We start from the raw sequence: 21,331 nt of genomic DNA on the forward strand, positions 1-21,331 counted from the left end.
TGAGGTGCAGGGGCTGATTTTCGCGTGGCAACGTTCAGGTCCTTCCAAGTGATAATGCCTTCGGAGTTGCGCTACTGGACCGTGCTCGATCCCGCGTACCGGGTGGTGGTGGAGGCGGATGACTTCCTGCTGCATCATCGGCTCGGGCGGGATGGTGCCGAGTCCACCAGTCAGTCCTATGCCGCGTCGCTGGCATTGTTTTTTGACTGGGCTGCTTCTATTCGTAAACCGTGGCGGGAGAGCGGCCCATATTTAGGTCGCTTTGTCTACTGGCTGCAGCACTATCGTCCGGAACAGATGATTCCTGGTCGCACCGAAGTTGTGCGTGGGCCGCGGCGGGTCAACGCGATCCTGGCTGCGGTTCGTAGCTTCTTCCGGCACGCAGCAGCCGTGGGTCAGCTGGATCCGCAGGTGTTGGGGGTGGTTTACGACTCCTTCGATAGTTATGCGGTGAACGTGGCCGGACACGGTGCCCATGCTCCCCGTACAAGAGCCCGGCATAGGTTGTCCGAGCCGCACTCTCCGGTTGTGAATGCGGAAGGAGAGGACGTTATGGGGCTGCTCGGAGCGGCACGTAGCGCCCGTGACCGGTTCATTGTCATTGCCATGTGGCGGATGGGATTGCGCCGAGGAGAGCTGACCGGGTTGCGCCGCTCAGACGTCCACTTCGTTCCGGAGGCGTCCAGGCTCGGTTGCGGTTTCCGGGGCACCCACCTGCATGTGGTGCGAAGAATGAATCCGAACGGTGCGTGGGCAAAGTCCCGCCGTCCGCGTGTCGTCCCGGCTGACTGGCTGACCGTTCAGGCCTATGACCAGTACATCGCCGAGCGGGACCGCATCGACCCCGGCGGACGATCGGATTTCCTGCTGGTGAACCTCTTCGCCAATCCGATGGGGACCCCGATGCGGCCGGGCGGAATCAACGAGCTCCTGGCCCGGCTATCGTCTCGCGCCCACCTGAGCCGACCGGTTCATCCGCATATGCTGCGCCACAGCTTCGCCACCAATATTGCCAAGCATGGCGGCACCGCCGACGTGCTCAAAGAACTCCTCGGCCATGCCTGGATCTCGTCCAGCGAGGTCTACCTGCACCCTTCACCTGAGCGGCTCCGGGCAGTCGTCGACCGGGTCCCCGCACCCCGAAAGGACGGAGAGAGCCGTGAGCTACATGAGCAGCGGCAGCCGTTTCCGCGTCGAAGCAGTGGCGCCGAACAACGAGTTGGATGCGCTGCATGCCGCTCTGCGACGGGACTTTCTGGCAGCGGCTGGCTGGAAGGCCGACGAGCAAATCCTGGCGCCCCCGAGGGACCATCCTTTGCTCGGCATCCGGCAGTGTTCACGCCAGGACTGCAGCACCAGTGTCCCCAGTCCTGGCCATGATTTATGCCCGGCCTGTGGCCGTGAATTCCGTAGCGGCTGCTTACCGATCGAAGCGTTCTTGAGAACGACGAGCGGACGCCCGGTACGCGGGGAAAGGTTCTGCCTCGTCACTGGCTGCCCTCGCCCGACAAATCAGCGCACTGGATTATGTTTGGCGCACAATTTCCGCTTCAAGCAGGACTCGTCATTAACCGTTGAGGACCGGCTGCAGGCCGCCCGGCCGGTTCCCTTGTCGACCTTTGGGCCATGCCGGGTGCCCTCGTGCTCCCGCGCCGCGGGCGTGCCGAACCGGCTTTGCCACCCGCACGCCCTGCGGTGGAGCCGAGCCCGGCGCTCAGATCCGCCTCCACATCTGGCGGAATGGGCACGATCGCAGGAACCGCCTGCCGACAGCGGCCGCGTGGTGGTGCTGAAGGGCCTACCCGAGCAGGTGATCACGGAAATCCTCGCTGGGCTGCAATGGAGGATCGATGACCACACCAAGACCTCCATGACTCAGTTGCGTGCCCTGGTACGCCATGCCCGTCAGCTCCAAGTGTCTAGTATTTTCGATCTCCTCGATCACCCAATATGCAGCGAGTCCAGGCACATGGCCGCCCTGATTCGGGCCCTGACACTCGCCGTGCAACGGAGCCTGACGTCTCCCGAACGAGAGCAACAACGCGATCGCTGGGACTTGGCGATATTCGGCGGCAAGGGGCAGATCAACTTCGAAATCCTGTCCCAGCCATGGCTCCGAGAGGCCGCAAAGCACTGGGTGTCGGAGGATCTTCCTTTGCACCGCGGCCGACAAGCCACAGCCACCTCCAAACAGACCGTCCTGGCCATCCGCTACCTCTCTTGGAGCCTGAAGCACGGCCGCCCGGACCATGGCCTCGTGCTCAGCGACCTGGACCGCGCCGACATTGTCCGTTTCACCAACCGTCTGGCATACCTCGAACGCAGTGGCCAGATCACCACCAAAAAGCGTTACGTCATCAGCACGCGCGTGCGTCGCTTCCTCGATGACGTCCGCTCCTTCGGCCTCACCCGCCCGGCACAGCCCTTAGCCGGTCTCCCGGACGACTTCCGGCTGCGACACAGTGACGTCCCCAGACCGCCAGAAGACCCGGGACCGGGTCGTGATCTACCCGTCCCAGTGCAACGGACCATCAATGCCCACCTGGCCGAGCTGGAAGCACGCGCAGGACTGGACGTACGCCGTATCGTCGAAGTGCTGATCGACACCGGCAGACGCCCCGAGGAAGCATGCCAGCTCCCTTGGGACTGCCTGGACACCACAGCGGACGGCCATCAAGTGCTGATCTACACCGACAGCAAGAACAACCGACCAAACCGCCGCCTCCCGATCAGCATCCAAACTGCCGACCTCATCCGAGAACACCGCGAAAACGTCCATCAGCGCTTCCCCAACACACCCCTGGACCAGCTGGCCCTGTTCCCGCGAAACCAGATGAACCCTTATGGGACCTTCCACATCGGGGTTCCGCACATGAGCAAAGCCCACAGAGAATTCATCGACTCTATTGCCGAGAAGCTTGTCGACGACGCTGGCCAGCCCTTTCCCGCCTCAGTCGCTGTGCCGTACTCCTACCGGCACAGCTACGCCCAACGCCACGCCGACAACGGCACACCTCCCGACGTGCTGCGCGACCTCATGGGCCATGTCTCCATGGAAACGACGATGGGCTACTACCGCGTCACTGAAAAGCGCGTCCGCCAAGCAGTGAATCAAGTCGCCCAGCACCAATTCGACAGCCAGGGCCGCCGTGTCTTCGCCGACATCGCCGGGCTCGTCGCCGAAGAACACGCCCGGCTGCGCGTGGGCCAGATCGCTGTGCCGTTCGGCGTATGCACCGAGCCCTCAAACGTCAAAGCCGGGGGCCACGCCTGCCCCTACAAATACAGCTGCATCGGCTGCGGCCACTTCCGCAGCGACGCCTCCTACCTGCCTGAACTAAAGTCCTACCTCCAGCAGCTCCTCGCCGACCGCGAACGCATTCTCGCCGCGACCGACGTCCAGGAATGGGTCCGCGCCAAAACGGCACCAAGTGATGAGGAAATCAACCAGCTGCGTGGATTGATCCGCCGAGTCGAGGATGACCTCGACAAATTGAGCCCTGCTGACCAGCAACAGATTCAGGAAGCGATCGCTGTGATTCGCAGCGCCCGGCAGACAGTCTCGCTGGGCATGCCGACAATAGGCCTGAAGGACAGGGAATCATGATGCCTGAAACCGTCGCTAGCCCGTTGACCATCGCCCGACGAAGCGACGTCAATGCCCGCCGCGTCCGCGTAGCCCAGGCGCTGGAGGCCATGCAAACAGAAGGCTACGAGATCACCATTTCCGCGGTCGCAGCCCGCGCTAAAGTGCACCGCTCCTTCATCCACCGCCATCTGGACCTTCGCGCTAAGGTTTACGCCGCCGCCGACGAACCATCGACCGCCACGGCAACCACGCGCCAAAGCCTCGAAGCCGACAACCTGAACCTGCATGCCACCATCCGCCGCCAAACGCAGCACATCGCCGACCTCGAGGCCCGGCTCTCAGAACTCCTCGGCGAACAGGCCTACTCCCGAACCGGACTCGGCGCACCCCATGATCACGCCGCCCTCCAGGAACAAAATCAGACACTGCAAAACGAGGTCCACGAATTACAGGCCAAGCTGCAGGATCAAGAGGAAGAACTAGGAGCTGCCCGGGAAGCCAACCGCCAACTCATGAGTCAACTAAACAAGACGGCGGGAAACGAATTCGCAGGACCGCCGCGGTATTGAGCACGGTCCGTTGGCTTCATTCGAAGCGGGTGGCCGTCATGGCGGTATTCGCTCGGAGGAGGCTAACTGGTGTGATCACCGCTCCAAGGGCCAACAGCAGGCTCAGGCCCAGGGCAACGAAGTAATCTGCGGCGGGCCAGGTCAGCTGGTAGGTGTCGTCGATGAACGTCACCATCAGCCAGGATACGAGGAATCCCAGTCCTACGGACAGCAGCACTACCGCCAGGAGTGGTACGGCCGCTTCCCTGGTGATGATCTTTCGAAGGACCGATACTGGCATCCCCATCAGTCGCATCAGGCCCAGAACCCTCTTCCGGTCCAGCATCGCGGAGGCGGTGGCGACGGCCAGCGATAGTCCGGCGATGGCAATCGCAACAAACATGCCGAGATACGCAAGCACGGCAAGCCCCTGAATCAGGCGCACGGTGGACTGCAGCCTAAGGTCCGACGGTGAGGTGGCCGGGATGGCCGCGATGCCGGAGGTGTTCAAGAGTGTGCGAGCCCGGTCCATAGCCTCGGGTGTCCCGTCAGTTCCGAGCACGATCACTACCGGCACGAACTCGTCCAGGTCGGCGGCCGGGGCCGGGTCCAATGGGAGGGGCTGCATTGAGCCGAGAAAGGAGGTGCTCACCGTGACGGTTTCGGTGGTGGGCACGTCCTCGAATCCGAGGGTGGAGGCGTCGGCAGAGCGAAGGTAGAGATCGGGGCCGGCGTCCCTGGCGGAGAGGACTGCTGGACCGTAGCCGATGGTGGCGTTCTGGATTCCGAACAGTTCCCGGGCTTGGAGTGCAGTCTCTGCTGCCTGTTCCGGGGTGGTTCCGGCGGTCAGGGTGGCATACAGGCTGGTGGTTTGGAGCATGCCGGGTTGGGCCGTGGGTGCTTCTGCCTCTTTGAAAACGCTGGATGCTCCGGCGAAGACTGAGACGACGAAGACGGCGATTACAAGCCCTGAAACGGAGCGGAAGGTCGCCATCGGGGTCTTATGGATCCGGCTGGCAGCGATCACTCCCGCCGCGCTGTTGGCGTGACGGAGCCCCACCCGGCTCACCAGGTGTGTCAGCCAGGGTCCGATGACGACGAGTCCTACGAGGATCAGCAAGAAGCCGAGGATAAGCAGCGGTGATTCCAGCCACGGGAGCCGCACTTCGAAGACGCGGACCATCAGTACCGGCGTGATCATGGCGGCAAGTCCAGTCAAAAGTGGAACGCACCGCCTGGCGGTGGGCGTCTTCTCGCGTACGGCACGCGTGACGCCCAAAGGCCCAACGCCTGCGGCGGCGGTGCGGCGAGCCGCGACGAGCGCGGTGGCTGCAACCATCACGGCGACGACGGCTGTGGTTGCAGCCCACCCAATCGTTAGGTCGGCGGCGAACAACCTGCTGCCGTTGACCGGTATCTGCGCGGCAGCCGGCCTCAGACTGGTGGCCAGCACGATACCCGCCACTGCTCCTAGCAGACTCGGGATCGCCGTTTCCACGGCGGCAATCCGGGAAACCACCTGAGGAGAGGCCCCGATGAGGCGAAGGGTCGCGAAGCGCTCCCGACGCTGCGCGGCTCCGAGGCTGGTGACGATGCTGATGAGCAGCAGCACTGGGAAGAACAGTGCGATGGCTCCAATGGACAGCACGGTCCTGTAGGCGGCCGCGCTGCCCCCGTACGGGTTGGTCGTGAAGTCTGAGACCAGGAAGGCCCTGCCGTTCTGGCGAAGTTCTGTCTCCGTTGCCCCTGTAACGACGACCAGAGAGTCAGGTCCGGGTAAGGCAGCATCGTCAATTGTGCCGGCAAACGTTCCGAAGCGGTTTCCCAGCTCGTCGCCGGGCGTTGACTCGATCAAACGCTGCAGCGCAGGAGATGCGTAGTAGAGGCCAGGCGCCGGAGGTGCACCGATTCCCGGGATCTTGACCGTCGTGGAGGGCAGTGCGGCGACGTCCCGGCGGTTGATCAGCTGGTCGCGGAAGACCTCCACCACGTTGGCTTCCATCAAAGCTGTGTCGGCGGTCAGCGGCACAGGCGTCGCTAGGCCTGAAGCGGTCGGATCATCCGTCTGAGAAACGCCTACTGACGGCCTCCCGGTTTCGCGCAGCCATGCCCCGCGGTCATCCCGTGCTGTCAGGCCGTTGGAGCCGCCCCACAGCAGCAATAGCAGGCATACTCCGACAGCGACCCCTCCCGCGATTCCGGCAAGTCGGCCGTAAGCTGAGCGGCTGCCAATGACTGCCAGCTTGAGCAGGCCCGGGTTCACGCCGGTACCCGGTAGCCGGCGGCAATGACGCCGTCCCGGACGATGACTTCCCTGTCCGCATACGCGGCGGTGCGGGCGTCGTGGGTGATCATCACAACCGTGGTGCCCGCTTCCCGGACAAGCTCAAGCATCAGCGTCAGCACATTCTCCGAGGCGAGGGAGTCCAGTGAACCTGTCGGCTCATCGGCGAACAACACGGCAGGGGACGTCACCATCGCCCGGGCAACGGCGACGCGCTGGGCCTGCCCTCCGGATAATTCACCTGGCAACTTGGCGCCCAGCCCGTTCAGGCCGAGGCGTTCCAGCATTTCGTTGGACCGGCGTACTGCATCCTGGCGCCTGGTTCCGGATAGGAGCAGAGGGATGCTGACGTTATCGGCTGCCGAGAGCTCCGGCAGCAGCTGGCCGAACTGGAAGACAAACCCGAAGTCAGTCAGGCGCAGGCGTGCCCGTTTCGGTTCCGCAAGGGTGTTGATCGAAGTCCTAGTGCGGCCTGCCGGGCTGTAGTCCACCGAACCTTGGTCCGGGACCAGCACCCCAGCCAAACAGTGCAGCAGCGTGGACTTGCCAGATCCGGACGGGCCCATCACGGCAAGTACCTCGCCGGCATGAACGTCAAGGTCAATCCCGCGGAGTGCATCGGTTGGCCCGAAAGAGTGCCGCAGGCCGCGCGCTTCAAGAATAGGCGCTGCGTTCTCGGTGGTCTTCATGCGCTCTGGAGCTCCTTCTTCAGTTGGTTCAGGCGGGCACTGGTGAGGTCGATCCAGCGCAGGTCGGCTTCGATGTGGAACAGGCCGTGGTCGCACTGCAGTACCAGAAGCAGATCGGCTTCCTGCTTCAGCCGGGTCAGTTCACGCATTCGAGCCATGTGCTGCATGCGCTGCAGATCAAGCAGCCGGTTCGCATCGTCATCCAGCAACAACGCGATCACGGTCTTAGCAAAGAGATTGCTCTGCAAGGACTCCGAGGGAACGTCGGGGGTGAACAACCACTCGCGGACCCTGCCCTGGCCAGCCGAGGTGATTTCGTATTTCTTGCGGTCAGGACCGGCACCGGTTTCCTCACCCAAAGCCCGAATCAACTCGTCACGAACCATACGGGCAAGCGTGGAATACACCTGGCCAAAAGCCAGGGCCTTCCCGGCACCGAAGTAGCGGTCATACGAGTGCTTGAGGTCGTAGCCGTAGCTTGCCTCGCGGCTTAACAGGCCCAGCAGAGTAAGGGAATTATTCACGCCTCAATCTATACACTGAGTTTATAGTCAGGCGCCAACGCTTCTCGACGGGCTGATATTCGGAGGAGACGTTCACTGGGAAACGGGGGTCTCGTCTTAGACGTTGCGAAACAAAGATTTAGCCGCTGTCCCCGGGCATTGCCGCTCAGTCGACCAAGAAGGAAGCAGGAGACGCCAGCAGCGCACCGCCAATTACGCCCAGTGCAGCACGTGTACTACACCTGTCGCAGATTGGTAACCGCCTTCTCACCAGCACAAAGATCCGCGCAGCCATGCCGTAGGCCGACAGAATACCCCGTCAGTTCCTTCTGCTGCCGGGACCACAACGTGGCGCCGTTATCGTCACGGATGCCGACGGCCCTATAGCCGTCCCACTTGGGTTCATAGAGCAAAGTCCCGGCGATGGCCTCGACCCGCGGCATCTTTGTGACAGCCCGGGCCAAGGCCACTGTTACCGGAGGCACCAGGCCGGCTCCAGACAGTGACCTGTTAGCCGTCATCGAGGCCCTTCCAGTGCCTTCGTCGCGGGCGCGTCCCATGCCTCCACGCTACGCGCCGGGGGCGCGGGGCCTATCGAGCCCCACGTATGCGTGAAAACGTGTTCCCTATTTAGTTACGTTATGTATTTTCGTTACGTCTTTCACGAAAGAACGAAAGACGGTATGATGACGCTATGAGCGACAGCATTGTTGAAGTGGACGCACGCACTTGCCGCTACCCGGGCTGCCCGCGGCCCGCCATGGCAGCCGAGGCCGGCACAGGCCGGCCGCCCGAATACTGTGACGACCCCGCGCATAACCGCGCCTCGGCCTGGCGTGCACGGCAGCGCCCCAACGGGGACGCTTCGCGGGGCGCAGAGGCTCGCCCTGTCGACTCTGCGCGTCAGCGTGCCAGTGAGATCACGGGCCAGGTCAGCGGGATGATCGAGCACCTGGGCGAGCAGCTCGCGACACTTCTTGAGGAACTTCGCACCGTGGGGGATCCCGAGGCGGCAGAAGCTCAGATTGAGTCAGTAGCCAGCGAAGCCGCCGAGCGGGTTGCGGCCGCGAACGCGAGAGCTACCCGTGCTGAGCAGGCTCAGCGGCGGGCCGAGGCAGAGAAAGCCGAAGCCGACGCGGCAGCTGAAGAAGCAACGCGAACGAGCGAGGACCTCGCCCAGGAGCTGTCAGGCCGCCAGCAGGACCTGGACGCCGCCCTGTCCCAGGTTCAGCAACTCACCGATGAACTCGCGCAGGCCAATGCCTCGGCCGCCAACGATCGGGAACTGGCGCAAGCCGAGAATGCCGGGCTGCGGGCCGACCTTGAAGCACTCCGTGGGCAACTGACTTTGGCTGAACAGGCACGTGAGGCAGCCGCGGAACGGGCCGCGACAGAGGAACGGGCCCGGATCGAGGCAGAGCAACGTACCGGAATGGCCGAGAGCCGCACCGAGGCGGAGCGGGCACGAGCTGACCGCGAGGAATCTGCAGCCGAAGAGGCCCGGCGTCAGCTGGCGGAAGTCCGCGCCGACCTTGAGGCCACCCGCGAAGCTGCAGCCGATATGCGCAGCACCGTGGCGACCCTGACGGCGGAGCGTGAGGCCGCCAAAGCCGACGTCGAGCGTGAACGCGCCCATGGTGAACAACGCGTCAAGGACCTTCACGAGACCTACAGCCGCCAAATCGACCAGCTGCGCGCTGAACTGAGCCAAACCCGCGAGGCGAAGACCAAGGAACGCCGGCCACGAACCCAGGAAGAGCAATAGGCGGCCACCACGAGGGAGTGTCCGCCAGAGAACCTAGCTGGCGCCTACCGCTTGGCCCAAGCCGTCCAAGGCCCGCCGCAACGGTGCGCGGCTGTCCTGGAGGACGGGAGCAGGCCTTTAGGAGCCGTCATTGATGGACTCCAGCAGCCACTGCTCCGAGAGGGGTTCGCGGCGCAGTTCAAAGGTCCGCAGTGGCGAGTCTGACCCGCCCAGGCGAACCTGAACACGCCAGTGTTCGATGTCAACGACGTTCCCGACGCCTACGGGGACGCTTCGGCGGGTCTCCCACCATGAGTCCCTGGTGAACCAGTGGACAGGTTCTTCGGTGACGGCCCAGATACGTCCGTCGTAGCGAACGGCCAGGGGAGTGCCGGCCTTGGTGAACCGGACGTCCACGGGGGTGTTGAGGGTGGGGGCTTCAGTGGTGACGGTCATCGCAGGTGATTCTTTCTGGTGGTGCTGGGGTGTGACGGTTAGGCGGCTTTGACGAGGGGGAGTTCGTCCCAGTGGGTGGTGTATCTGGGGGAGAGCATGTCCCGTTTCATGGTCCAGTCCGGGCCGCCCCGGATCCCGCCGTGGCCCAGGCCAATGGAGCCCCGCCCGTACCGGCGCGTGACGTCCTCCAGCAGGCTTCCGATATGTCGTTCCTCGTGGGGGTTTTCGAACAGTGACAGGGGTGCCTGGTTGCCGGTAGGGCGCAGGTCGGTGACCATGATCCCGGCCCGGGCGTACCGGACGCCTTCGACAATCCGGGGCAGGAGGGCGTGGCCGGCTTTGGTCAGGATCACCGGGTCCGCGGTGGGCATCGGCAACGGCACACACACGGAGGGGTAGGAGGTGTCTTTGGGGTTGAAGTGGGAGGTGCCGGCGAACGCGGTGAGAACTTTGGCTTGCAGCTCGTGTTTGGCCAGCCGCGCCGAAGCCTGCTGCCCGTAGACGCTCATCACCTGCCGGATTCCCGCGGCGGTGGTGATGGGTTTGGCGAACGAGCGGGAGAAGATCAGCTGGTCCCGCCCTATGCGCTCTTCTTCCATGGGGATGCAGGGGGTTCCCTGCAGTTCCAGGACGGTGCGCATCATCACGACCGAGAACTTGTTCCGGATCGCGACCGGGTCGGCCCGGACCAGATCGGCGATGGTGAAGATGCCCATCACGTTCAGCCGCCTGGTCAACCGTCCGGCGATGCCCCACACTTCCTCGACGGACAGCCGGCTTAGCAATGCCTCCCGCTCCGGGGCGGGGATGGAGTCCCAGTGGCACACCCCGCCGAAGGCCTTGTTGTTCTTCGCCCACTTGTTGGCCAGCTTCGCCAGCGTCTTCGTCGGCGCGATCCCGACACAGACCGGCACGCCGACGTTCCGCCGGACCGCGGCTTTCATCGACCGGCCCATCGCCAAAAGCTCCGCGGGGGTGCCTTTGACGCCGAGGAAGGCTTCGTCGATGCTGTAGACCTCCAGCCAGGCCGAGTATCGGCCCAGCAACTCCATTACCCGGACGCTGATGTCCCCGTACAGCTCGTAATTGCTGGAGAGCGCGACCAGGCCCCATTCCTTCGCCCTGGGGGCGAGCTTGAACCACGGCTCACCCATGGCGATCCCCAGGGCCTTGGCCTCGGGGGAGCGGGTGACAGCGCAGCCGTCGTTGTTGGACAGCACGATCACGGGCTTGCCTTCCAGAGAAGGGTTGAACGCCCGCTCCGCGGAGGCGTAGAAACAGTTCACGTCCACGTGCGCAATCTGTGGCATGTGCCGCATCAACGCCGGCTTAGACATCGCCCGGTCCTAAACGTGGTGGAGGCATCGGGTTGCGACGCCCCAAATAGTCAGGTCGGACAGTGCCGGCACTTCAATGTCCGGGTACGCCGGATTCTCCGCCTGCAGCACCACCCCTGCCGGGGTGATCCGCAGCCGCTTGATCGTCAGTTCCCCGTCCAAAACAGCGACGACCACACACCCGTCATGCGGCTCCAGCGCCCGGTTCACGATCAGCTCATCCCCGTCGCTGATCCCGGCGCCCTCCATGGACTCCCCGGACACCCGGACCACGTAGATGCTGCTGACGTCCTTGATCAGGTGCGCGTTCAGGTCGAGACGGCCGTCAAAGTAGTAGTCCTGCGCCGGCGACGGGAACCCCGCCGCAACCAGCACCGGGGAGACCAGCACAGACAACAACGAAACGCCCGCATCTATCACAGGGGGACCGATAATAACGCCCACAACACACCTTTATTCGAATATATGTTCGAGTTAATCAGTGTACTCCGCGGCCCGGACATTCGTGTCCGGCAGGTTCTTGGGAGAGCAAAACCGGGGCGGGTTGCACGCCAATGGGGGACAGCTTTGAGCTGTGCGGAGGGCTCCACCTGACCCCAGTGGGCACAACCCGCCCGGCCGAGCTGCGAGGGTGGTCACCGGGGGAGCCGGTCCTCCCTGGGAAGGAGTGTGGAAAAGGCTGGTGCCGTCAGCGGCGGGGGTGGGGTCAGGACAGGCGCCTGAATTCACCGGGCCGGATCTGTACGAGGATGGGCAGGGCCATTTGGATGGGTGTGGCTCCGATCGGCTCGTCGAGCAAGTCGTTGACAGATGTTTGCCCTTCCAGCTCGCCGGACTTGTCCCTCTCCATGCCCTTGACCCTAGGCGCGCGCCGCAGCTGGGAGTCCTAAGACACGCGGCCCGGCCGCCTCTTGGCCATGGGCGAAGCCGGAATGACCCGGCTGTGTAGAACGGGTGGTGCCACCCTCAGATGTTTCGGCTACGGGTTAGAAGGCTCCGAGGAAATCGGGGCCTTGGGAATTTAAGGATCCAAGCGTTTCGTTCAAGGGACTGACTCAAGGGGTGGTGTGTGCGCCTCTGATCGGGGCCGGCGGCCTTTGGCGCGGCCCTGCCCGGGCTGGCGCGGCCCCTACCCGGCCGGTCCGGTGCCAGGCGTGGTGTCCTCATCCCGTACGCGGTGCAGCAAGGCCGCCATGCTGCGCACGGCCGCGGGGTCTTTTTGCCGGGGCTTGCCGTTGCGGGTTCAGGCGTGAACGTTGTTCACGCCTGAACCTTTAGCCGCTTCGGCGAATTCTGCCCATGCCTCTTGGAGCTCCACCAGCTGCGCAGGCGTCAACGGTTCGTCCGCCTGCGGCTCAACGACGGCTGTTGAAACAGCCGTGTCGCCCCCGCTGTCCGACGTCCCCTGAAAAAGCTTCGTAGTCCCATAGCCCTGCCCCCTGAATAGATGTCCCGCCAGGAGGAGAACTCCCCCGAGTTCCGCTGCAACTGGCGACCGTCCTACGCTACCAACGCCCGAGGAATGTGTGGGAAGCAGCAGCGGGCCCGCACTCTTGGAATGCGGACCCGCTGCTTGTAAACATCCTGCTGCCTACGCCGTCGAGCATGACACATCGACTGGCTGGTGTGGGAGTTTTAGGCCCTGCCGTCACCGGCCAACTGGGGGGAATAGCCGATGACGGAGGACACTCTCATTTTACGCACGCCAGGACTGGTTTGCGCTGCGCTCCAACAAGTTGATGGGCGTCCGCTGGCGCGGCCGGCTGTTGGGTCCAGGGCGTGCCGTCGCAGAACTCCGGACCCCCTGAACCTGGTGTGTCTACGACGTTTTTTGGCTGCTGTCCTTCGGATTGTACGTGCCCGTTCCGGCCCCTCTAGCCCCTGTCGTTCCTCCCGGGCCTGCGCCCCGCAAAGGTCTTCTCCGGCGCTCCTTCGTCGCTGATTTCCTCCGAAGATTTTCCGGGTCTTGCCCTGCGGGTAGACGGGACTCCACGCGCACAGCTCCGCAAGCTTCGCCAGCAGCCAAAAAACAACGGGGGGAGAAGGGGAGCTGGCCGGTCACCAATGCCGCCCCACCCACCCAACTTCTCGGCAAGAAGGAGCAACACCATGAACGCAGTAAGCAAAAAGACCGTGACCCTCGCGGACACCGGGGAAACCATCGACGGCGTGACCGTGCTGGGTGACTACCACATGAACGGCGGCTACGACTGGATGGAACTGATCGAAGAACACGGCTGGGCCGTGCTCTCCAGCTGGGGATGTGACGGCTGGGACCTGGGCCAATGGCCCTACGTCATGGTCGCCGTTACCCGCACCGCTGACAGCATCGGCAACCTGTTCGGCATCGCCACCTACTGCGAGGGCGACGTGACGTGCACCTACTACCGGACGAAAGCCCGCCTGTGGGATGCGACCACTGAGCAAGCGTTCTTCCACTGGAAGAACGGGCAGGCCCAAGGCCCGGCGGACCTGCCGGAGGCCGCCGCCGAACTTCCCAGCCGCTACCGGATGCCCTACGCCGTGCGGGACGCCGCCTAACCAGCACTCAACCGCTGTACTGCCCGGCCGCAACCGGGCAGTACAGCACCCAAACGACTTCAAAGGAGCCAGCACATGAGCAACGGCACCACCGCCCCCAAGGGCATCACCGCCCTGATCTACCGCGACGCCCTGGGCACCGACTTCTCTAACCGGGGCATCTCCGCCCACGTCATGGAAGTAACCGTCACTGGCGAGGGCATCGACCCGGTTTTCGAGGCCACCGACGAACGGCCCGCCGTCCGGCTCGTCAAAAACGAGAACTTCAACCGCGAAACCGTGGTCCACGCCGAGCCGGTGACCCCGGCGGGCGAACCCGCCCCGTGGTACATGTTCGGCGGCACGTTCATCTTCAGCAGTGACGCCCAGTTCCGCCGCGCAGCCGGACACTACGGAGCCGTCCCGCTCCACGACCGCCGCGAATAGGGCCGAGGGTGGCCGGTCTTTCGGGGCCGGTCACCGCCGGGCGGTCCGCCGTCGTGGCCGGCTTGCGCTGGTGGTCGCCCGCGGCGGACCGCCAATCCCGCAGCAACCAAGTGCCGGCCGGCGGCCGCCGGCGGCAAGCCAGGGCTGGCGGGTGTCGTTGGTTGTCCGTGGCCCGGAGCGAAAGGCAGGCTCGCAGGGCTCGCCCTGGTTTCCGCTGCGCTCCAACCAGTTGATGGGCGTCCGCTGGCGCGGCCGGCTGTTGGGTCCAGGGCGTGCCGTCGCAGAGCTCCGGACCCCCTGGCCCTGTCTTGTCTACGACGTTTTTTGGCTGCTGTCCTTCGGATTGTACGTGCCCGTTCCGGCCCCTCTAGCCCCTGTCGTTCCTCCCGGGCCTGCGCCCCGCAAAGGTCTTCTCCGGCGCTCCTTCGTCGCTGATTTCCTCCGAAGATTTTCCGGGTCTTGCCCTGCGGGTAGACGGGACTCCACAGGCACAGCTCCGCAAGCTTCGCCAGCAGCCAAAAAACAACGGGGGGAGAAGGGGAGCTGGCCGGTCACCTGCCGCCCCACCCACCCAACTTCTCGGCAAGAAGGAGCAACACCATGAACGACTTCATCAAATTCACCGGCCCGGCCGACGTCCTGGCCTTCATCCCGCACACGCTGGGACAGACCCCCACCGAGTCCTTTGTCGCCCTGACCATGCAGGGCAACAAGATCGGCGCGACCCTGCGCGTTGATGCCCCGTTCGGGCAGGATCTGGTCGGTTACGCCCAGACCATCGTCAGCTACCTGACCGCAGACGAGGCCGCTACTGGCAGCCTGCTGGTCATCTACACCGACGAGAACACCACCGACGGCAGCCGCCCCTACGCCGGGCACGTGCAGGCACTGCGCACCGAACTGGAAACCGCCGGGATGCCCCTGCAGGACGCATGGCTGGTGACCTCCGAACTGTGGCGGAACTACCACTGCACAGACACCAGCTGCTGCCCCGATGAGTCGCTGGACACCATCACCACCAGCAACGGCAACGCCGCCCTGATCTACCGGGGGAGCGCCGTCACCGGATTCATCGCACCCGCACCGTTCACCGGAGCCGAGACCGCCCGCGAGTCCATCGCCGCGCACACGCCCGACGGCTGGCCCGAGGATCTGGACGCAAGCCGCGCCGCCTGGGCCAAGGTGCTGAAGGACCCCAAGAGCCTGACAACCCAGACCGCGCACCAGCTGGCAGGAGCTTTGCAGCACCCCACCATCCGGGACTACATGATGGGCGACATCATCACCCACACCCCGGAGCAGTTCACTTCCGTGATGCTGGGTGTGTTTCTCACCCGCCCGGACTGGGCCCGCGTGGACACGGCGCAGGAAGTCGCGTTCGAACTAATGAAAGCCACCCCGGAAGGGCAGCGCGCTCCCATGCTGTGCCTGATCGGCTGGCTGGAATGGCTCAAAGGACAGTCCAGCTTCGCCGCCCGCTACTTCAAGCTCGCACTGGAGGACCTCGCCGGATACCGGCTGGCGGAACTGCTGGGCGAACTGGTCAACCGCGGCCTGCTGGCAGACTGCAGCCGGGACCCGAAGAAGGCCTATGACCGCCGCTTGAAGCGCTAGCTTCGAAAGGGCCGGACTCCACTACAAAAGGGGGTCCGGCCCTCCTCTTGGATCTTCCCCAGGTGCGCGGCGGCCTCCCCCGCTTCGCTCCGCCGGCCGCGTAAACGCTGCGCGGGCACCGCGACTTCCAGCCCGCGCGCAGGAACTGCCGATACTGTGAAAGGACACCGCCGTCCCGTACAGCCAAGGAGTCCCGAGCGTGGCAGATCAATTCCGCATGACCGAGGACGATACCGTTGCCCCGGACGCGAGCCCCCTTGAAGACATCCTGGAACTGAGCCTGCTCACGGCAGGCCCAGCCACCGGCCCAGTAGACCGGCCCAGGAAAGACCACCGACACTACGAGCTGTAAACGCAAGCAGCACTGACGCTGCGCCACAAGTTTCCTTTTGCCGAGGAAAAACCGCGAAGGGCCGGCCACGTCACCAACGTGCCGGTCCTTCGTCACGTCCGCCCGGGACCAGCACTTCCCCGCCACGGCACGGCGGCCGCCAGGCAGGCTCGCAGGGCTCGCCCTGGTTTCCGCTGCGCTCCAACCAGTTGAAGGGCGTCCGCTGGCGCGGCCGGCTGTTGGGTCCAGGGCGCGCCGTCGCAGAGCTCCGGACCCCCTGGCCCCGTGTGACTGGCTCATGGATCACAAAGGCGAATTCCAGATCCTCGTCGCTTCGAGGCTTGGACCGGCCGCAGCCTGTCGCGTGGTTCGACCTGGATGCCCTTCAGTCGGCGGTGGAGGAACTGTCGCTGCAGGCCATCGCCTAGGTTAGGGCCTCCCTCTGTTGGGTACCTAGGGACCAACGATTCCAGGTACGCCCGATGCGGATGGGAGCAGCACATGCACGATGAAACGAGGGGACGGCGGCTGCTGGCGGCTGCAGGAAAGGGCGCGGTGTGCGGCCTTGCCGGAGTAGCAGTGATGACTGCCGGCGAAAAAGCCGAACAGATCTTTACGAAACGGCCCAAATCCTATGTTCCCGCCCGGACCCTTCTGACGCTCCTGGGCAGGACCCCAGCCAGGCGGAGACACCATTTCTGTGGAACCACCTGATGCGCTGGGGCACCGGGGCGGTGCTGGGCTCCCTCCGGGGGATGTGGGCTACGGGCATCCGGGGTCCCTTCGCCAACGCCAAGCACACCGCCGTGCGGCTCGCCTTCGATCAGACCCTTGAGAATGCCACGGGGATGGGCGCTCCCCCGACAACCTGGACACCGCGGGAACAGGTGCTTGATGTGCTGCACAAAGCCGTCTACTCCATCGCAACAGGCGTTGCCGCCGACCGCTGGATTCCACCCGTGCTCGAATCGCGCAAAGGCACCATCAGCCACTAGGCGGATGGCAGTAGACCGTGGCCACGCGACGCAGCTTCCTGGTTGGCGCGGGAGCCCTCGGAATGGCCGCAGCCCTCTCAGCCTGTTCTGGAGAAGAGATGGATCGTCCTAGAGAAACGACAGTGAATTCTGCAGCCCTGACTGCCAGGCCGGGAAACGAGCCCGGGCAGCTACCTGTTCCCGGACAGCAGGGCCTTGGCCTGGAGACTGTCCGGGACACCTTGCTCTACGTCCCGTCCGGGCTGCAGACCGGGCAACCTGCCCCGCTTATCCTCCTGCTGCATGGCGCCGGGGGTGAGGCTGCGGGAGGGTTGTTACTGCTGGCCGCGTTTGCCGAAACACGCAGAATCGTCCTGGCAGCACCGTCTTCCCGGGACTCAACCTGGGACGGCGTCCGGGGACCCTTCGGCCCCGACGTGCAGGTGATCAACCGGGCCATGGAGCGGATCTTCCAACAGGTCTTCGTAGACCAGAACCGCATCGGTGTGGGTGGCTTTTCGGACGGTGCTTCCTACGCATTGGCCCTGGGCCTCGCCAATGGTGACCTCTTTTCCCGGGTCGTCGCATTCTCCCCGGGGTTTGTCCCGACCGTCCCGCGCAGCGGCAAACCCCGGGTCTTCGTTTCCCACGGAGACACCGACGCAGTCCTACCGATTGACCGCACCAGCCGCCGGCTGGTGCCCGCGCTCCAAGCGGGTGGCTACGACGTCACCTACCGGGAGTTCCCTGGCCCGCACACGGTTCCCCCAGCCATTGCCCGGGAAGCCGTCGACTGGCTCGGCTGGCAGAAGTAACGGAACCGGACGCTAGATTTTTTTCCACGACGAGGTTGCGGTAGGCCGCGCGGAGCGGTGCCATCTGCCGGAACCCCAGGTAGCCTCCGCCCAGCACCTCGTCCGATGGATCCTGCCAGTCAAAAAGCGGGAGCCCGTTGATGGAAAAGCCCACGTTCCGGCCGTCCTTCACCACTTCCATCCGATAAAAATCCACGGCGTCCTCGGCAGGCGGCAACGGGTCAGCGCCCTGGGCCACCAGCTCGAAGCCGGCGCTCTTGCGGAGGTTGCAGGTCCGCAAGGCCCGCTCCGACGGGTACTTGTGCCGCAAATACGAGACGTGCAGGGCGTCAATGTCCCCTGAGTGGTACTGCGGGTAGTAGCCCGTTCGTGGCAAGAGTTCAGGGGAGAACAGATCCCGCCCGCCATGCCCGTTCGCCGCAAAAAACACCATGGCCAGCCCCGGTTCCTCAAGAGGGCAGAACTCCCAGCTGATCCGGATTCCGTTCGCTGCGCTCCCTTATTTCGCGGGACCTGCCCGTGTGCTCTTCGGGGTTGACGGCCCACCCTCGACCGGCTGGACCAGTGGGGGCCTCGCACGGCGGGGCAGGAAGGAGGTGGCTCCGTGAGCATCGACGAACTGCTCAGGCTCGCGACTTCGGTCGTTAGCCTGGCGACAGCTGTCATCGCTCTGCTTCCACGCGGAGCGCGCTCTTAAAGGGCAAACGCTCCCGAGGGGCAACTCGGAAGCGTAAGCGTACAGCTAGGAAGGTGTAGCTACTCAAAGTCCGGTGGTCATAACCGTTAATGGCTGCGGCCACCGGGCTCCTTCTTAGCCTAGGTTCAACTCAACGATAAGGAAACCCTCCGAGTTGACTCGTAAAAAACCTCCGCGTAGGTGGATACGTTGCCTCAGATCAAAAGGTCCGGGAGGGCTGCCGCGGACATCCTTGAGGGATGGGACTGACGATGGGTGAGCGCAAGGCCGCCACGAAGCACTTGGCCGAGTCCTACCAGGCTGGTGACCGGGCCAGGAAGGGGCGGATCCTGGACGAGTTGGTGGAGCTGACCGGCTGGCACCGGGATCATGCCCGGGCGGTGTTGCGGCATGCGCTTGATCCGCCGCGGCCAAGGCCGGTCAGGCGGGGACGTGCCCCGGTGTACGGGGCTGACTTGCAGGACGGGCTGGTGCTGTGTTGGGCGGTGCTGCGGGCCCCGGCCGGGAAGCTGCTGGCACCGATGCTGCCGGATCTCGTGCCGATGCTCCGGGCGGAGAAGGCGCTGGACATCTCCGACGGGCAGGCAGCGCTGCTCGCCCGTATGAGTGCGACAATCGACCGGTGACTGGCGGGTCAGCGGGCGAAGCCCTTGCCGCGTGGCCGGTCCCATACCAAGCCCGGATCGTTGCTGAAGTCCCAGATCCCGATCCGCACCTGGGCTCAGTACCAAACTTGTATTACAACCGTGCTGATTGTTTGGCCAGTACTACGCCTTGCGGCTGCCATCGGGTCCCGTTCGCAGGAGCGCTGCGAAGTCGGATGCGTGTGTTTCCGGCCACCAGTGGCCTGCATTCACATGGGTGATGGTGAGCTGGGGTGCCCGGTTTTCCAGCCCCTCCAGCAGGTGTGGCGAGAGGAATGGGTCCTTAACAGGCACCACCACGTGGACCGGGATCGAGACCGGAACCGCTGGCTGTTCTTCCTTGTAAGGAAGGTTCTCGCGGTACAGAGCGAGCCCGCGGACAGGGTTGTCACCCACCCGGCGCTTTCTCGCCTTCTCGTAGTAGCGGGTAAAGATGAGGCGCCAGGCCACCTCGGGCAGTCCGGGGACCTGGAAAGCCCCGACATACGAGCTGCGGAAGAGTTGCCCCATCAGTTGCGCGCAGCCCCGTGGGTTCCTTCGCTTTTGGCGGATCCACCAGCTGAGGTGCCGCAGGTCAGGCCCCGAAATACTGGTGAAACGGGTAATATGTCCGGCGGCCCGCGGGTCCTGGATGGCTGCCCAAGCCTGAATGGATCCCCAGTCGTGGCCCACGAGGTGGACTGGAGAAGCGTGCGTCGCTGACAGTACGGCGTACAGGTCGTCTACCAAGCGTGGGAGCGCATAGTTTCCCGGCTGTTCCCCCACGGAGGAGAGGCCGGCATTTCGGGTGTCGTAAGCAATGATGCGGTGTGTTGTGGAGAGTTGGTCGATGAGCGGGAGGTAGACGCGGTGGTCGTCCGGGTAGCCATGGACGAGCAGCAGGGTGGGGACCTTCGGTCCTGGGTCTGGGCCGTATTCATAGACTGCCAGTTTCGCCCCCTGGGAAGCGACTACCTGCGGCGTTTCTTCCCTATCGGTCATCCGCAAAGCCTAATTCCTCACCGTGTGCCACGAGGAGCTTGGTACCGTGTGGCGCATGCCCATCAACTTGAAAACGTCGGCATCGCGGTCCGCGACCTCGAAGTGACAATTGCCTTCTTCACCGACCTCGGGCTTACCGTTATGGGCCGCGACACGGTCAGTGGAGAGTGGACCGACACTGCCGTGGGCCTCGACGGGAACCATGCGAAGGCACAACGAACTCGTGGCCGTCCTGTTCTCACCGGAGCACCGGCCCACGATGCACTAAACCCCGCGGCGGAGTCACTTACTCAAATACTCAAATGAGTAGTGAGTGCCCCTCATTGCTGCCTAACCTTCACCAAAGTGCGCGGGCGGTCCACCGCCAGCTGGCGCGGGTTGGTGGTCGCCGGCGGCGGACCGCCGGTCCCGCCGACAGCCCCGGACGGATCACCTGATGCTGACGGCAAGCCCGGGGGAGTGGCCGGCCCAGAGCGGATCCGGTGGCCAGGGGAAAGGCATGCTCGCAGGGCTCGCACTGGTCTCCGCTGCGCTTCAACCAGTTGATGGGCGTCCGCTGGCGCGGCCGGCTGTTGGGCGCTGCCGGTCCGTCGCAGAGCTCCTGACCGTCATCACCTGCTTGTCTACAAGCGTTTTCTGGTTGCTGTCCTTATGTTGTTGACGGGTAGTTTTCCGTGGCCGTTGTAGGGTCGTGGACTACCCAGGGGAGGCGGGTATGGCTTTGTTGCTGTGGCCGGACGACTCGCGCGTGACGGCTTCGTAGGATTGGCCGCCCGCCACCCCGCGATGACCCGACCGCTGATTGAGAGACGCGACATGATCGCCGGATAAGGACACGACGGCGCGGTTATCTGCTGGGCTCCAACCATCCGACAGACTGGAGGCTGTTTTGGCGAAATTGTGGGCCGGCATCGACGCCGGCAAAGCCCACCATCACTGCGTCGTGATCGACGCCGACGGAAACCGACTGCTCTCACAAAAAAATACCCAATGACGAACCGGCCTTGCTCGAGCTCATCGCCAACGTCCTCAAACTCGGGGACGGGGACGAGGTCATTTTGGCAACGGACCTGAACCACGGCGGACCCGCGCTGCTGATCGCCATCCTCGTCGCCCACGACCAGAACATCCTCTATATCCCCGGCAGGGTCGTCCACC

20 protein-coding genes and 1 pseudogene are annotated in these 21,331 nt (G+C 64.3%); 12 read left to right on the forward strand and 9 right to left on the reverse strand.

What is annotated here, in order from left to right; all coding sequences use genetic code 11:
- Positions 1-24: 24 nt before the first annotated feature.
- From ACFVYC_RS09410 to ACFVYC_RS09420, 3 genes are all read left to right on the forward strand, one after another.
- The gene (locus ACFVYC_RS09410; RefSeq protein WP_387549261.1) at positions 25-1,380 is read left to right on the forward strand and encodes a tyrosine-type recombinase/integrase; all 1,356 of its coding nucleotides are present in this window, start codon (positions 25-27) and stop codon (positions 1,378-1,380) included.
- Between the two features lie 589 nt (positions 1,381-1,969).
- Positions 1,970-3,607, forward strand: coding sequence for a tyrosine-type recombinase/integrase (locus tag ACFVYC_RS09415; RefSeq protein WP_387549262.1), 1,638 nt, complete (start codon positions 1,970-1,972; stop codon positions 3,605-3,607).
- A complete protein-coding gene (locus ACFVYC_RS09420; protein WP_387549264.1) occupies positions 3,604-4,158 on the forward strand; it encodes a DUF6262 family protein in 555 nt (184 codons plus the stop codon). The genes ACFVYC_RS09415 and ACFVYC_RS09420 overlap by 4 nt, the downstream gene beginning before the upstream one ends.
- 16 nt (positions 4,159-4,174) lie before the next feature.
- Here the strand turns inward: ACFVYC_RS09420 and ACFVYC_RS09425 are convergent, their stop codons facing one another.
- From ACFVYC_RS09425 to ACFVYC_RS09435, 3 genes are all read right to left on the reverse strand, one after another.
- Complete coding sequence (locus ACFVYC_RS09425) at positions 4,175-6,139, reverse strand: FtsX-like permease family protein (protein WP_387549266.1); 1,965 nt, start codon at positions 6,137-6,139, stop codon at positions 4,175-4,177.
- A gap of 257 nt (positions 6,140-6,396) precedes the next feature.
- A complete protein-coding gene (locus ACFVYC_RS09430; protein ID WP_387549268.1) occupies positions 6,397-7,110 on the reverse strand; it encodes an ABC transporter ATP-binding protein in 714 nt (237 codons plus the stop codon).
- Positions 7,107-7,634 (reverse strand): PadR family transcriptional regulator, encoded by a 528-nt coding sequence (locus ACFVYC_RS09435; RefSeq protein WP_387549270.1) that lies wholly within the window; start codon positions 7,632-7,634, stop codon positions 7,107-7,109. The genes ACFVYC_RS09430 and ACFVYC_RS09435 overlap by 4 nt, the downstream gene beginning before the upstream one ends.
- Before the next feature lie 673 nt (positions 7,635-8,307).
- On the opposite strand from ACFVYC_RS09435, the gene ACFVYC_RS09440 reads away from it, so the two are divergent.
- On the forward strand, positions 8,308-9,378 hold the full coding sequence (locus ACFVYC_RS09440; RefSeq protein ID WP_387549272.1) for a hypothetical protein: 1,071 nt from the start codon (positions 8,308-8,310) through the stop codon (positions 9,376-9,378).
- Between the two features lie 117 nt (positions 9,379-9,495).
- On the opposite strand, the gene ACFVYC_RS09445 is transcribed toward ACFVYC_RS09440, so the two are convergent.
- The 4 genes from ACFVYC_RS09445 to ACFVYC_RS09460 all read right to left on the reverse strand — a co-directional run bounded on the left by ACFVYC_RS09445 (position 9,496) and on the right by ACFVYC_RS09460 (position 12,000).
- The gene (locus tag ACFVYC_RS09445) at positions 9,496-9,813 is read right to left on the reverse strand and encodes a hypothetical protein (RefSeq protein ID WP_387549274.1); all 318 of its coding nucleotides are present in this window, start codon (positions 9,811-9,813) and stop codon (positions 9,496-9,498) included.
- A 38-nt stretch (positions 9,814-9,851) separates the two neighbouring features.
- A complete protein-coding gene (locus tag ACFVYC_RS09450) occupies positions 9,852-11,150 on the reverse strand; it encodes a Y-family DNA polymerase (RefSeq protein ID WP_387549276.1) in 1,299 nt (432 codons plus the stop codon).
- Positions 11,151-11,159: 9 nt separating this feature from the next.
- On the reverse strand, positions 11,160-11,594 hold the full coding sequence (locus tag ACFVYC_RS09455) for a LexA family protein (protein ID WP_387549278.1): 435 nt from the start codon (positions 11,592-11,594) through the stop codon (positions 11,160-11,162).
- Positions 11,595-11,856: 262 nt separating this feature from the next.
- Positions 11,857-12,000: a hypothetical protein gene (locus tag ACFVYC_RS09460; protein WP_387549280.1), complete on the reverse strand. Its 144-nt coding sequence runs from the start codon at positions 11,998-12,000 to the stop codon at positions 11,857-11,859.
- A 1,259-nt stretch (positions 12,001-13,259) separates the two neighbouring features.
- Between ACFVYC_RS09460 and ACFVYC_RS09465 the strand changes: the two genes are divergently transcribed.
- From ACFVYC_RS09465 to ACFVYC_RS09490, 6 genes are all read left to right on the forward strand, one after another.
- The gene (locus ACFVYC_RS09465; protein WP_387549282.1) at positions 13,260-13,691 is read left to right on the forward strand and encodes a hypothetical protein; all 432 of its coding nucleotides are present in this window, start codon (positions 13,260-13,262) and stop codon (positions 13,689-13,691) included.
- A 75-nt stretch (positions 13,692-13,766) separates the two neighbouring features.
- Complete coding sequence (locus ACFVYC_RS09470; RefSeq protein WP_387549284.1) at positions 13,767-14,117, forward strand: hypothetical protein; 351 nt, start codon at positions 13,767-13,769, stop codon at positions 14,115-14,117.
- Between the two features lie 600 nt (positions 14,118-14,717).
- Complete coding sequence (locus tag ACFVYC_RS09475; RefSeq protein ID WP_387549285.1) at positions 14,718-15,731, forward strand: DUF4192 domain-containing protein; 1,014 nt, start codon at positions 14,718-14,720, stop codon at positions 15,729-15,731.
- A 199-nt stretch (positions 15,732-15,930) separates the two neighbouring features.
- Positions 15,931-16,083, forward strand: a complete 153-nt coding sequence (locus ACFVYC_RS09480) for a hypothetical protein (RefSeq protein ID WP_015061970.1) — start codon at positions 15,931-15,933, stop codon at positions 16,081-16,083.
- A 692-nt stretch (positions 16,084-16,775) separates the two neighbouring features.
- Positions 16,776-17,057: a hypothetical protein gene (locus ACFVYC_RS09485; protein WP_387549288.1), complete on the forward strand. Its 282-nt coding sequence runs from the start codon at positions 16,776-16,778 to the stop codon at positions 17,055-17,057.
- A gap of 122 nt (positions 17,058-17,179) precedes the next feature.
- Positions 17,180-17,851 carry an alpha/beta hydrolase gene (locus ACFVYC_RS09490; protein WP_387549289.1) on the forward strand — a complete coding sequence of 224 codons (672 nt, stop codon included), beginning with the start codon at positions 17,180-17,182 and terminating at the stop codon, positions 17,849-17,851.
- On the opposite strand, the gene ACFVYC_RS09495 is transcribed toward ACFVYC_RS09490, so the two are convergent.
- Positions 17,766-18,332 carry a DUF1961 family protein gene (locus ACFVYC_RS09495; RefSeq protein ID WP_387549454.1) on the reverse strand — a complete coding sequence of 189 codons (567 nt, stop codon included), beginning with the start codon at positions 18,330-18,332 and terminating at the stop codon, positions 17,766-17,768. The two genes, ACFVYC_RS09490 and ACFVYC_RS09495, sit on opposite strands and share 86 nt — an antisense overlap.
- A 455-nt stretch (positions 18,333-18,787) precedes the next feature.
- On the opposite strand from ACFVYC_RS09495, the gene ACFVYC_RS09500 reads away from it, so the two are divergent.
- Positions 18,788-19,174, forward strand: a complete 387-nt coding sequence (locus ACFVYC_RS09500; protein WP_387549291.1) for a hypothetical protein — start codon at positions 18,788-18,790, stop codon at positions 19,172-19,174.
- A 141-nt stretch (positions 19,175-19,315) separates the two neighbouring features.
- Here the strand turns inward: ACFVYC_RS09500 and ACFVYC_RS09505 are convergent, their stop codons facing one another.
- Positions 19,316-20,173 carry an alpha/beta fold hydrolase gene (locus ACFVYC_RS09505; protein ID WP_387549293.1) on the reverse strand — a complete coding sequence of 286 codons (858 nt, stop codon included), beginning with the start codon at positions 20,171-20,173 and terminating at the stop codon, positions 19,316-19,318.
- Positions 20,174-20,221: 48 nt separating this feature from the next.
- Between ACFVYC_RS09505 and ACFVYC_RS09510 the strand changes: the two are divergent.
- A pseudogene (locus ACFVYC_RS09510) lies at positions 20,222-20,383 on the forward strand (VOC family protein); the annotation flags it as partial.
- Between the last annotated feature and the right edge of the window lie 948 nt (positions 20,384-21,331).

It is taken from the genome of Pseudarthrobacter sp. NPDC058329 (assembly GCF_042879835.1).
Classification (GTDB): Bacteria; Actinomycetota; Actinomycetes; order Actinomycetales; family Micrococcaceae; genus Arthrobacter.

Excerpts from the sequence above, each read along its gene's own strand:
- ACFVYC_RS09415 (WP_387549262.1), top strand. The coding sequence starts at position 1,970 with ATGGCCGCCCTGATTCGGGCCCTGACACTCGCCGTGCAACGGAGCCTG.
- ACFVYC_RS09420 (WP_387549264.1), top strand. The coding sequence starts at position 3,604 with ATGATGCCTGAAACCGTCGCTAGCCCGTTGACCATCGCCCGACGAAGC.
- ACFVYC_RS09425 (WP_387549266.1), bottom strand. The coding sequence starts at position 6,139 with ATGGAAGCCAACGTGGTGGAGGTCTTCCGCGACCAGCTGATCAACCGC.
- ACFVYC_RS09430 (WP_387549268.1), bottom strand. The coding sequence starts at position 7,110 with ATGAAGACCACCGAGAACGCAGCGCCTATTCTTGAAGCGCGCGGCCTG.
- ACFVYC_RS09440 (WP_387549272.1), top strand. The coding sequence starts at position 8,308 with ATGAGCGACAGCATTGTTGAAGTGGACGCACGCACTTGCCGCTACCCG.
- ACFVYC_RS09445 (WP_387549274.1), bottom strand. The coding sequence starts at position 9,813 with ATGACCGTCACCACTGAAGCCCCCACCCTCAACACCCCCGTGGACGTC.
- ACFVYC_RS09450 (WP_387549276.1), bottom strand. The coding sequence starts at position 11,150 with ATGTCTAAGCCGGCGTTGATGCGGCACATGCCACAGATTGCGCACGTG.
- ACFVYC_RS09460 (WP_387549280.1), bottom strand. The coding sequence starts at position 12,000 with ATGGAGAGGGACAAGTCCGGCGAGCTGGAAGGGCAAACATCTGTCAAC.
- ACFVYC_RS09465 (WP_387549282.1), top strand. The coding sequence starts at position 13,260 with ATGAACGCAGTAAGCAAAAAGACCGTGACCCTCGCGGACACCGGGGAA.
- ACFVYC_RS09470 (WP_387549284.1), top strand. The coding sequence starts at position 13,767 with ATGAGCAACGGCACCACCGCCCCCAAGGGCATCACCGCCCTGATCTAC.
- ACFVYC_RS09475 (WP_387549285.1), top strand. The coding sequence starts at position 14,718 with ATGAACGACTTCATCAAATTCACCGGCCCGGCCGACGTCCTGGCCTTC.
- ACFVYC_RS09485 (WP_387549288.1), top strand. The coding sequence starts at position 16,776 with ATGCGCTGGGGCACCGGGGCGGTGCTGGGCTCCCTCCGGGGGATGTGG.
- ACFVYC_RS09500 (WP_387549291.1), top strand. The coding sequence starts at position 18,788 with ATGGGACTGACGATGGGTGAGCGCAAGGCCGCCACGAAGCACTTGGCC.
- ACFVYC_RS09505 (WP_387549293.1), bottom strand. The coding sequence starts at position 20,173 with ATGACCGATAGGGAAGAAACGCCGCAGGTAGTCGCTTCCCAGGGGGCG.